The following is a 10,981-nucleotide window of genomic DNA, read 5'->3' as shown; positions in this document are numbered from 1 at the left end:
TAGTTCTCGATACAGATAGGCTACCAAAAAAAGAGGGCGTGTTTAGTTTCACCCCCTGTTATTTAAACAGTATTTGACTCTGAGGAGGATTTTCAGACCATAACACATTACCCCAAGCAGGATTCGGGTTACAGTAGTCTTTTTCAGAAAACAGGGGATCCTACTGCCAAACCACGTTGTAAACGCACCCCAGAACCCCTCATGAGGATTCCTATGCCTGTACTCTTCTTCAGAAAACACTCTGTCTCTCTTCTTACTACCAAAACCACCTGGAGCGTTCTTAGTTTTCTTAACAATCGGCCGATAACCCTTTTCCACCACAGTGTTCAGAACTTTCTTTGAATCATAAGCCCCATCAGCATAAAAATTCCCAGAACCCCCCGGCAGGAGTTCAATCAGCTCGTTCTCAGAAGTTGTGATCTTCACAGCAACCGGATACAGTAAACCCGGCAGGATTCTCGTTATTGCCTGAACTTCTATCCTACCCTTTTTTTATTTGTGATAATGGTTGAGTCTGCTTGAGTGCTGGCGTAGGGTAATTTCTGGAGTTTTTTCAGGAGGTGGTTTGTCAGTTCTTCGAGGTTCAGCTTTTTCTCCCAGTTGTGGAGGGTTGAGTAGTGAATGTTTGCTCCGAAGAATTTTCTGCCGTAGTGCTGGGCGTCTCTGAGGGGTAGGTTGTAGTATTGTTTAAAGAGGAGTATTGCCAGTATTGTTTTTACTGGAAATTTTTTGGATTTTGGCAGGTTCTTCAGCTTTCCTTCTGATTCGAAGTCTGCTAAAACGTCAAGAATTGCGAATGCCACGCTTTCAGGGTCTTTGAGTCTGTGATCCCATCTGGGGATCACGACAACCACCTGAAAGAATTCAGCAAAAACCCTAATAAAGGTTACTATAAACACGCCCCAAAAAAAGAAAAATTTAAAAAGCTCATCCTGCCTCTACCTCTCCCTCAACATTTGCAAATCCAAGTTTGTGCGTTATGTAGAGGACGAGGGGTAGCACTATGAACGCCATTAGATCGCCGGTATCTCCAACAAGACCAAGAACACTCACGAAGTCTCCAACTCCCAAGAGATAAACTACCAATGGTGGAACTACTGTTATTGCCCACGCTAGCTTTTTATCCATGCCAAGGTATTCTTCCATATTGCTTAGCTGTGCGAGGCCAAGCCCAATGTAGCTTGTAGTTATTGCAAAGAAGGGTATGAAGTTACCGACGAGGAAACCCGTTTTCCCGAAGAGGTTTTCGAGAGCTTGAGTGGCTATTTGGGGAGTCTCCTTTCCAAAGACGAGCAGGAATGATGCCATGAACAGGGCGTAGATAGCGGTTGGTATAATGAACGCCCATGTGAGGATTTTCTTGGTCTCTTCATAGCTACCAAGACCCTTGTACACGTCGGGAATAATGGAGTGGCAACCGAGGGCAAATATGGAAACCCTTTTTGGGGCCAGGCTATGGAACCGAACACGTGTATTTACACGGGTGATGTACAGAAAGGTGCAAGGAAGCGGAATGTGACGGTGACAATCCGAGCTGATTTGGTGGAGTTTGCGAAGAAAAATAACATTAACATGTCTCGTTTGCTTGAAGAAGTTTTGAAGGCGTTGTATTTTGGGAGAAGTGTTGTTCTGGGGCCGGGGCCGGGATTTGAACCCGGGCTAGGGGATCCACAGTCCCCTGTGCTAACCAGGCTACACCACCCCGGCCATGTCCACTTTAGCTATCTGGGATATCTTTATAAACTTTTCGCCAGAATATGCTCAAAAAGTGCTGAGAATAGATTAATGACCAGTTGGCCCTATTGTCAAAGTTTTATCAAGGATAAGAGCCTTTGGGGGTGAGCTTTACATGAGAGCGAAGAGGGAAGCTCTAAAATCACTCTTCACAGCAATAAACGAGGGTAAAGTTGATAGTGATATAATGGACCTTCTTCTGCTCATCAACTCAATAAAAGGAGTCTACACAACAAGCTCCTGCTCAGGAAGGGTTGGAATAATCGAAGAGCCCGAAATAGGGGCCAAGCCGCTGTCAAGGTGGCTCATCAAGAAACATGCCCCAATAACGTTCGAAGAAGCAAAAGAAAGTCTAAAAGCTGCTCAGAAAGGAATGATATTCCTCAAAGCTCAGCCACCGATTTTTCACGTAGTTGGAGAAAGCCTAGAAATAGGGAAAAAGCTTCATGAGATTGGCCTTTCTTCGGGCTTTAAGTACACCACATTCAAAGCCTTGGGTAAAGAGAAAGTCCTGGTGGAGATAAACGGCACCGAATACTTAACCGCCCCTCTCGGCAGAGATGGGAAAATATTAATAAGCGACGAATACCTTGAGTTTTCAATTGCATTAGCAAATGAAATGCTCGAGCGGAGCAAATCAAGATTATCACGGCTTGGAGAGAATTTCAAAAAGCTAAAAGAGGAGATTGGGGAGGACGAGCTCTTTTATGAAGTCCAGGGCTCATTTTAATCCCTGCAGTGCTCATATGTGCTTTGCAGAACGTGGTGGTTGGAATGATAGTGATTACCGGAAAGAATTACCAATCTGCACTTGAAGAGAGGAACCATGAGAAAATACTCTTCCCTGAGTACGGCAAGACCAGAGAGGAACTTAAGACCTTCGTTTCTTCCCTCACGGGCGAGGAGGTTTTAGTTACTGCCAGTTTAGAGCTGATAGACATGTTATTAGCCCGCTTTAGGGGAGAAGATAACGTTCTGGTTTACTCGGACACCGGAAAGTCGCTCACTTTTAAGGAGGCCTTCGAACTCAGGAAATACCTAGACTTCGACCTCCGTGGTGGTGACTTCAAAGGGGAAGAGAAAGTTTCCGTTCTATTTGTGGAGGGAAAAACGGATTCCAAGTTTTTTAAGGCTGCTTATAAGAAGGTCTTTGGCTTCACAGAGTCACGCACGCGAGGAAACTCTAGAAACGTGCCCAAGGCCCTAAAATCAATTGAAACTCTCTTTGATAAGGACAACTACGAACTTATAGTACGTGAGGGGACATATCTTGCGATAATACCCAGTGAGGGCAACTCTGGCGTCGTGAGGAACCTTGGCAACTTCCTCAGAGCGATGGATGTTTTTGATTTTAATGTGGATAAGATAGGTGTTGCCATTGACATCGATGAGGACGAGGAGGGGGTTATACAGTCAATAACTGGTAAGCTGTCATCCTTTGCCTCTGAAAGGCAAGGTGAGAACTTCCAGGTTGGAGAAACAGTGGTAGTGCCCCTTCTTATAGGAACGAGGATCAAACTCGGACCCTGCATAGAGTGGGAAAAGCCGACTGTTGAGGATTTTATGCTGGCTATCCTCAGTGGTAGCAGGGCATTCAAAAGTCTCGAGAGGGCCATAAACATACTGTGTGTTGACCTTGGAAGGAAGCTCAAGCCGAAGGAGGTTATATACCTCGCCATGGCGGCTCAAAAGTTCTGGGGCAACCTTGAGGGCTTCTATGAGATGATGATAATGCGCACTCCCAAGTGGAAGGTAGAAAAAGTCCTTAAAAGAGCCCGCCTGTATGAGAAGATGGAGGAACTGTTCTGACTTCCTCCCGACGTGAACGGCAAGGCTTTCGGAAGAAAAAGTGGAAAGGCCTAGAAAAGACTTCAGTCCTCCCATGGCTCGGTGTATTTGAGCGCCCATCCAAATTCTTCTCTCAGTATGTCTATTGCAGCATAAGGCGGAATGACGGCCTTTTCGGTGATTATAACGTCAATGTACTCCGGCGGTGTAACATCAAATGCAGGGTTCTTGACAATTATGTTCTTGGGCCATGTCTCAAGTTCTTCTTTTGGAACAACCTCATATGGATCTCTCTCCTCTATTTCGACCAGTTGGCCTAAGAGCGTCTCCGGATGGAACTTATAGGTTTCCGCTGCAATCATCACCCATACTCTGTGCTCTTTTGCTGTTAAAGCAAGTAGGGCAGTCCCTACCTTGTTTATAACGGCACCGTTGGCCGTTATTGAATCTGCACCCATAACAACCTTGTCTGTCATTTTCATGTAGTGTCTTGCGGCCCCATCAACGACGTAGATGACAGGGATTCCCGCTTCAGCAAGCTCTTTTGCGGTAATTTTTCCTTGGTATCTTGGTCTTGTCTCGGTTACGATGACCTTGATGTCTTTTCCATCTTCCCATGCCTTCTTCATAACTCCAACAGCGGCCTTTGAGTGGCAGTGGGTCATTATGACGTCTCCATCTTCAATTCTCTTTGCACCAAACTCAGCTATTCTTTTAACGGCGTTTTCTGAGTTGTGTATAAACTCTTTTGCTGAATTTATAACTATGAACCTAAGCTCCTCCAAGTCAGCACCGCTTTTATATGCTACTTTTGCACGATATGTGACGTATCTCAGGGCATTTGGAAGAGAAACTGCAGTTGGCCTTGTGTGGTATAAAATCTTCGCTGCTTCCTTAATTTCCTCCCAGAGCTCATCCGCACTCTTTGCTTTGCTGTTTTCAGCTTGAAGTTGCAGAGCATAAGCTGCTGACCTTGCTATTTTTCCTGCTCCTCTTATCTCCATCGTCTTTATTTTCTCCGCTATTTCCAAAACCTCTTTTATAACGGGCATTTCGATCCCTCCGTTGTTATCCTAATTTCCCAAACGGGTTTATATAGCTCACTCTTACAGTCCCAATTTCTGCTCGTTGATGTTTTTATATGTTCTTTTATGTACATAAATATTTTGCACTTTAAGTTTTTACAAATATAAAGCACATTTCCGACCAACGCCGAAAGCTTTATATTTAATTGCAACAAAACTCTCAATGTATAAAATAGGGTATGTGTTCATTTTAGTACATTAAATAAACCACATGGAGGACGATTGAGATGGAGCTTGAGAAGAGACTTAAGGAAAAATTGGAGGCACCGACTTTGGATTACGAAAAATACTTCTCAAAGAAAGCCCTTGGAATGAAAGCTTCGGAGGTTAGGGAGCTTTTAAAACTTGTTGAGTCTTCAGACGTGATTTCACTTGCTGGGGGTCTTCCAGCACCGGAGACCTTCCCGGTAGAGATAATTGCGGAAATTACTAAAGAGGTTCTTGAAAAGCACGCAGCCCAAGCCCTTCAGTATGGAACTACAAAAGGTTTTACTCCTTTGAGGCTTGCATTGGCTGAGTGGATGAGAAAGAGATATGATATTCCAATCTCTAAGGTAGACATTATGATTACAAGCGGCTCACAGCAAGCCCTTGACTTAATTGGCAGGGTCTTCATAAATCCGGGTGACATCGTTGTTGTCGAGGCCCCAACTTATCTCGCCGCACTCCAGGCTTTCAAGTACTATGAGCCCGAATTTGTCCAAATACCGCTTGACGATGAAGGAATGAGGGTTGATCTCCTCGAGGAGAAGCTGCAGGAACTGGAGAAAGAGGGGAAGAAAGTAAAACTGGTCTACACAATACCCACTTTCCAGAACCCAGCTGGCGTTACAATGAGTGAAAAGAGAAGAAAAAGGCTTCTTGAGCTTGCGAGCGAGTATGACTTCCTGATAGTTGAAGACAACCCATACGGAGAGCTCCGCTATTCCGGCGAACCAGTAAAACCCATTAAGGCATGGGACGACGAGGGCAGAGTTATGTACCTGGGAACGTTCTCCAAGATCCTTGCTCCAGGATTTAGGATTGGATGGATAGCGGCAGAGCCACACTTGATAAGAAAACTCGAGATAGCCAAACAGAGCGTTGACCTCTGTACAAACCCCTTCAGCCAGGTTATAGCGTGGAAGTACGTGGAGGGAGGCCACCTCGACAATCACATACCAAATATAATTGAGTTCTACAAGCCGAGAAGGGATGCAATGTTGAAGGCCTTGGAAGAGTTCATGCCTGAAGGCGTTAAGTGGACAAAGCCGGAGGGCGGAATGTTCGTCTGGGTAACCCTTCCCGAGGGGATTGATACAAAGCTAATGCTTGAGAAGGCCGTTGCAAAAGGCGTCGCGTATGTTCCGGGGGAGGCTTTCTTCGCCCACAGGGATGTCAAGAACACAATGAGGCTTAACTTCACCTATGTTCCAGAGGAGAAGATCAGAGAAGGTATAAAAAGGCTTGCCGAGACAATAAAGGAGGAAATGAAGAAATAGCAAAGGTTATTAATGAAAAGTTCCAAGTATTCCTGCCCGGGGAGCACCGCCGAAGGCGGAGTCAATGAACTCGGGCGGGTTATTACCCCCTTTTATAGTCAATTGCCGAAAGACTTATAACAACTTAATGTGAGGAATTAATTATGTTGGAGAAAGAAAAGGAAGCTCTGGCAAAAAGAATTGCTGGGGAAATAACCCTATCTTCTGATCCCGGAAAGACCATGAAAAAGTGGAGAGAAATATTTGGCATAAGTCAGACTGAACTTGCCGAGTTTCTTGGCGTTTCCTCTTCCGTTATCAGCGATTATGAAGGCGGCAGAAGGAAAAGCCCCGGTGCTTCCACGATTAGGAAGTTTGTTGAGGCCCTTCTTGAGATAGATGAGAAGCGGGGAGGGAATGTCATAAGGGCTTTTAGCAGGACTATAGGTAGTGATCTCCCCACAGATGCTATTCTCGACATAAGGGAGTTTGCGTTCCCCGTTACAGTTGCTGATATAGTTGAGGCAGTAAAGGGAGAAATCGTCGCAAACGAAGACCTTCTTGGGAGAAAAATCTACGGCTATACTGTTATAGACAGCATACAGGCCATTTTAGAAATGAGCAGCGACGAGTTCTTGAAGCTCTATGGATGGACTACTGAAAGGGCACTAGTCTTTACCAAGGTGACCACGGGAAGAAGCCCAATGATTGCCATAAGGGTTCAGGGGCTGAAGCCGGCGGTAGTTGTCCTCCATGGAGTCAAAAAGCTTGATGAACTCGCTGTAAAAATAGCGGAGAGGGAGAGAGTTCCGCTGGTAATATCAAATGCCAAAGACGAAAACGAGCTAATTGTAAGCCTAAGGGCTCTAGTAGAAAAAGCTGAAAAAATTTAAAGATTTTCTCTCCTCCAAATACCTTCTTCGGCTAATTTTTCCAGCCTAGCCTTCATATGAATTAAGACCTCGCTGAGTACCTTCCCGTTGTCGTATTCCGCCACTATTTTTTCAAGTTCCTCTCTAGGGAGTTCCTTCATCTCCTTGGCAAGCTCAATCATTCTTGGGTATGCCCTCACTATGTTGTCGACTATAGTTATATCCGCCATTCTTGCGCTCCTTGAGAGGGGGTTTAGGTCAACTGTTATAACGAACTTGCCCATCTTTACGAGCGCTTCTGTCCTGTCCCCGTCCTCCAATGGTACAACGACAACATCTGCTTTCCATATGCCGTTCTCATCAACTTTGCCCCTTTCGCTTTCTAGGTTTGGGATCCTTTTGGTTGGGTTTATGCCGAGAAGCTCAATCTCCGGGTCATATTTTCTGAGCTCTTCTGCTATTGCCCTAACCCTTGCCTCTGTCCGGTAGAAGAGGTTTATCTCAAGTTTTGCATTGAGGACCTTTGCAAGCTCTATTGTCTCCTTTGGAACCAGTGCCGCCACATTTCCATTTACTGAAAGCACTGGGTGCTCGGCTAAAAGAATTTTTGCGACTGCAGCTCTCATGGCTTTTTCTGCTGGTTCGATAGTTGTTTCCCCGATAAGATAATCAAAAGCTTCCCCCCTTCCATGAGCAATTAGCCCTGCTGTAGCTAAAATGCCTTTTTCAAGGGCTTCTTCCAGTTTATGTCTGTAGTAAAGGCTCCAATACCTGGGATGCGACTTCGGGACAAAAAATTTCGCCATTTTTATCACCACGGGAATATAACGGAAAGAAAATAAAAGCCTTTCTTTCATCTCTTTCTCTTTCTCCAGAGCAGAGAAACCAGTGTAAAGAGCACAAGTGCCGAAGGTCCGCAAATACCTTTGCTTTCCTCACTCGTAGTTGAAGAGGTAGATGTTGGGGTTGTTGAGGAAGATTGGGGTGTGGAGGATGTATCCGTTGTAGTGGTGTAAGAAGTGGTGGTTTGTGATTGTGTAGTTTGAGTTGTTGTGATTGTTGTAGATGTGGAAGAGGTTGTTTCAGTTGTTGAAGTGGTTGTTTCGGCTATAGTTTTCTCTTTTCCAAATCTGAAGAACCATGCGTCGCCATTTTTTGGAGAGTTCAATGTTCCGCTGACCGTTTTTATGTGCACTTCATAGTCGGAAGACTCCAGGGCTATTTTCTTGGGCTCAGGTGAATATTTTTCTTCCGGTATGTCAAGAGACCCATATAGTGTTTCCCATGTAACCTCTGAAACACTGGGAACAATGAACTTTTTGGAGACATCTTCTGTGTAACCTGCTGCATATATCACACCGTCTTTTAGAATTCCTTTGGCCACCATATCTTCTTTCCCTCCTTGGATTATCCCGAACCACTGCAGCTCTCCCGATTCATCGAACTTTGAAAGAAGAGCGTCGTGATTGCCAGAGGTAAAATTGCCGCTGGAGCCCAAAAGAATTATTTCGGAGTTGTTGAACATTATGGAAACGAACTCATCTCCATATCCTATTCCAAACTGCTTTTTCCAGATTGTATCTCCGTTTTGAGAGATTATCAGTATGAATGCATTCCCAAACCCTATCTTATCCCCTGTGCTTCCGGCTACATATACGTAGTTGTCTTTGAATTCCACTGCCCTTACTTCCTTCAGTGGATATGCTCTAGCCCATCTCAGTTCTCCGGTTAGGTCAAAGGCACAGACAAAAACGCCTTTGTCATAAGATCCAGCAACGTAGATATGGGATGAAGTAGCTTTTACTGCAGTTGCTTTGGCATTTTCATTTCCGAATTCAACTACCCAATTTACGTGACCATTGAGTGACAGCTCAGCTAGAAATGCCCGTTGAATGCTTCCTGTGGGAGTTGTATATCCCGCCACGTAAATTCTGTCATTCGCTATATCTATGGCTTCGACACCGTCATTAAGGCTCCTGCCAAAAGTTTTGAAGTAGAGAAGCTCACCATCTGCACTGAATGCTCCCACAAATGCATTGGCATCTTGAAAGCTTATGGAACCCACCTGCCCCGCAAAATATATCCGGTCTTCATAAAGGACTGCGTCCTTGATGGAAATTGGTTTGGAGGAGTAGATGAGCCTTTGAAATCCTAAGCCCCCTTTGTCATCAACTTTAACAATAAAACCGGCTCTCACATCTTCGAAGCTTTTCGTGGAACCTACCAAGATTGAGTATGCTTCTCCAGGGAGGTAAGCCACTCCACTGTCGACTTCATTACCGCCCCATGTAAGATACTCCAGCTCATGGGCATGTGTAAATGGCAACAGAAATAATACTACTACAAAGGCAAAGATCACTAATTTTTTCATGGAATTCACCAAAAGGTATCTTTGATTTCTCCTAAATAAGATTTACCACTGTCTTTTTCTATCTCCCAGGAAGACTTTCATGAAGCCTGAGAATTCTTCTCTTCTGAACTCCTCGTAGAGCTTTCTAGTCTCTTCCTCACTTAGCCACTCGATATCATCAGGAATGCCTTCAAAGAAATCATAATAAACCATATCGCCTTTCCTTGCTACGTTTATTGTGTATATCCTTTTCTTAAGCTCCTGTGCGATTTTTATCTCTCTGCAGACGAGAGATGTAAACTTACCGACTATCCCAATGGCAACAAATACCTCTGCGTCTTTTATCATGTGGTGGGTAGGCTTTAGTCCATAATCGGAGGGGATGATGAAGTTGTTTGAGTTAAGCTTTTCCTCAATAACTTTCAGCACTACCTTCTCGGTTTGAGTATGATAAATAATCGTGGGCTCGCTTACGTATATCAAGGAACCGTATTTCCTTTTCTTTTTAAAAAATCCGAACATTTTCTACACCTCAGGTGGGGATAAACGTCGTCACCACTCGGCTGGGATGACACTCATCATCGGTTACTAACATCAAACTCCCTTCTTTAGGCTTTATTTCCCAAACAGACGGTTTTCCTCGGAGACGTTGTCATCGGTTACAACCCCACTGTCATCCCCGCTCTGTTAAGTACTTCATAAAGAAGCTTAATAATCTTTTGTTTTCTCAAACATAGCAATCTCACCAGCAATTGTTATGCGTCATCGGTTACTGTTCAAATTTCTTTTCTTCATGATTCCCCATTTGTACCTCTACCCCGTGTATTTTCGTGCTTGATCATGTAAATTTTCCTGGAGAAATTTCTTCACACTTGTTCTCAAATAAAAGAAAAAAGTACCGTTGCTCATTGAAGCCTTTTGTTATCTATTGTATCTCGCTACGCTGGTATTTTGATTGGGAGTTCTCCTGAATTTCACAACAAGCTCTTTATTAGCTCATAGTCCTCCTCCGGGATTTCTCTCATTGCCTTGCCCATTAAATGCCCGCTCCACTTCTTCTTATTGGTAATGAACTTCAATTTTGGAATTAAAGGCTTGAACTCAACCTCTCCAAGCTTTATGGGCTTGATCCTCACCCTGAGCGGATAGGTTTCGTTCAAGTGCGGTGGGCTCTTGAAAATCCTGCTTGAATCCTCATAAGGCTCGCTCACAACCTCAAAAATTCCCACGATCTTCGGCTCAAGGATTTGCTTATCTTTTCTTTCCTGCTTTACGTAAATTACGAGTTTGTCTCCGGGTTTTACTCTGGCAATGGTATTCTTGTGCCTCCTTGGCACGCCCCAAACGTTCTTCTCCTTGATAACCTTCCAGTTATCCCTATTCGTTATGCAGAGCCAATACGCCATTGAAACCACCTAAGTTTTTTATGTTGAAGTTCTAAATAAGGATTGCTCTTCCAAAAATTATTTATTCTTAGGAAACCAAGATGATTGGAGGTGATTTTGATGAGTAAAGGGGAGACTATCATTGGAGCAACTTTTCCCGTACCAAAGCCATTATTGAGAAGGATTTTCGAGGAGGGAAAAGATGTTTTTGTAAAACCAGCAACGATACTGTCAGGATAAGCAGTGGGGCGTCAGGTTTAAATCCCAGACACTACCACAGAAAAAGAAAGGGGGGAACATGCAAGCC

12 protein-coding genes, 1 tRNA gene and 1 pseudogene are annotated in these 10,981 nt (G+C 44.3%); 5 read left to right on the top strand and 9 right to left on the bottom strand.

Annotated elements, in window-relative coordinates:
• Positions 1–48 precede the first annotated feature (48 nt).
• From THEPK_RS04155 to THEPK_RS04145, 3 genes are read right to left on the bottom strand one after another with little or no spacing between them, the layout of a single operon-like run.
• Positions 49–426, bottom strand: a complete 378-nt coding sequence (locus THEPK_RS04155) for a hypothetical protein (protein WP_042696758.1) — start codon at positions 424–426, stop codon at positions 49–51.
• Between the two features lie 50 nt (positions 427–476).
• Complete coding sequence (locus tag THEPK_RS04150; protein ID WP_042697966.1) at positions 477–899, bottom strand: hypothetical protein; 423 nt, start codon at positions 897–899, stop codon at positions 477–479.
• A gap of 28 nt (positions 900–927) precedes the next feature.
• Complete coding sequence (locus THEPK_RS04145) at positions 928–1,395, bottom strand: amino acid permease (RefSeq protein WP_198011286.1); 468 nt, start codon at positions 1,393–1,395, stop codon at positions 928–930.
• Between the two features lie 60 nt (positions 1,396–1,455).
• On the opposite strand from THEPK_RS04145, the pseudogene THEPK_RS13770 reads away from it, so the two are divergent.
• Positions 1,456–1,593: pseudogene (locus tag THEPK_RS13770) on the top strand (type II toxin-antitoxin system CcdA family antitoxin); the annotation flags it as partial.
• 37 nt (positions 1,594–1,630) lie between these two features.
• On the opposite strand, the gene THEPK_RS04140 reads toward THEPK_RS13770, so the two are convergent.
• A tRNA-His gene (locus THEPK_RS04140) sits at positions 1,631–1,707 on the bottom strand.
• A 142-nt stretch (positions 1,708–1,849) separates the two neighbouring features.
• Here THEPK_RS04140 and taw3 point away from each other — a divergent pair.
• Together taw3 and THEPK_RS04130 are read left to right on the top strand one after the other, a co-directional pair.
• Positions 1,850–2,464 (top strand): tRNA(Phe) 7-((3-amino-3-carboxypropyl)-4-demethylwyosine(37)-N(4))-methyltransferase Taw3, encoded by a 615-nt coding sequence (taw3, locus tag THEPK_RS04135; RefSeq protein ID WP_042698682.1) that lies wholly within the window; start codon positions 1,850–1,852, stop codon positions 2,462–2,464.
• Between the two features lie 44 nt (positions 2,465–2,508).
• Positions 2,509–3,543 carry a DUF3226 domain-containing protein gene (locus THEPK_RS04130; protein WP_042698680.1) on the top strand — a complete coding sequence of 345 codons (1,035 nt, stop codon included), beginning with the start codon at positions 2,509–2,511 and terminating at the stop codon, positions 3,541–3,543.
• Between the two features lie 62 nt (positions 3,544–3,605).
• On the opposite strand, the gene THEPK_RS04125 is transcribed toward THEPK_RS04130, so the two are convergent.
• A complete protein-coding gene (locus THEPK_RS04125; protein WP_042698678.1) occupies positions 3,606–4,574 on the bottom strand; it encodes a ribose 1,5-bisphosphate isomerase in 969 nt (322 codons plus the stop codon).
• Between the two features lie 260 nt (positions 4,575–4,834).
• Here THEPK_RS04125 and THEPK_RS04120 point away from each other — a divergent pair, with 260 nt between their 5' ends.
• Both THEPK_RS04120 and THEPK_RS04115 read left to right on the top strand, forming a co-directional pair.
• Complete coding sequence (locus THEPK_RS04120; protein ID WP_042698676.1) at positions 4,835–6,088, top strand: aminotransferase-like domain-containing protein; 1,254 nt, start codon at positions 4,835–4,837, stop codon at positions 6,086–6,088.
• A 143-nt stretch (positions 6,089–6,231) separates the two neighbouring features.
• Positions 6,232–6,960 carry a helix-turn-helix domain-containing protein gene (locus tag THEPK_RS04115; protein ID WP_042698673.1) on the top strand — a complete coding sequence of 243 codons (729 nt, stop codon included), beginning with the start codon at positions 6,232–6,234 and terminating at the stop codon, positions 6,958–6,960.
• On the opposite strand, the gene THEPK_RS04110 is transcribed toward THEPK_RS04115, so the two are convergent.
• The 4 genes from THEPK_RS04110 to THEPK_RS04095 all read right to left on the bottom strand — a co-directional run bounded on the left by THEPK_RS04110 (position 6,957) and on the right by THEPK_RS04095 (position 10,695).
• Complete coding sequence (locus THEPK_RS04110; RefSeq protein WP_042698670.1) at positions 6,957–7,745, bottom strand: 4-phosphopantoate--beta-alanine ligase; 789 nt, start codon at positions 7,743–7,745, stop codon at positions 6,957–6,959. The genes THEPK_RS04115 and THEPK_RS04110 overlap by 4 nt on opposite strands.
• A 47-nt stretch (positions 7,746–7,792) precedes the next feature.
• Positions 7,793–9,310, bottom strand: a complete 1,518-nt coding sequence (locus THEPK_RS13355) for a CGP-CTERM sorting domain-containing protein (protein WP_042698666.1) — start codon at positions 9,308–9,310, stop codon at positions 7,793–7,795.
• A gap of 42 nt (positions 9,311–9,352) precedes the next feature.
• A complete protein-coding gene (locus tag THEPK_RS04100) occupies positions 9,353–9,811 on the bottom strand; it encodes a hypothetical protein (RefSeq protein WP_042698663.1) in 459 nt (152 codons plus the stop codon).
• 452 nt (positions 9,812–10,263) lie between these two features.
• The gene (locus THEPK_RS04095) at positions 10,264–10,695 is read right to left on the bottom strand and encodes an EVE domain-containing protein (RefSeq protein ID WP_042698661.1); all 432 of its coding nucleotides are present in this window, start codon (positions 10,693–10,695) and stop codon (positions 10,264–10,266) included.
• Between the last annotated feature and the right edge of the window lie 286 nt (positions 10,696–10,981).

Origin of the sequence: Thermococcus sp. PK (assembly GCF_000430485.1) — an archaeon.
GTDB lineage: Archaea > Methanobacteriota_B > Thermococci > Thermococcales > Thermococcaceae > Thermococcus_A > Thermococcus_A bergensis.
Note: the sequence above shows the minus strand (reverse complement) of the source record. Positions and strands in the feature narration are given on the sequence as shown.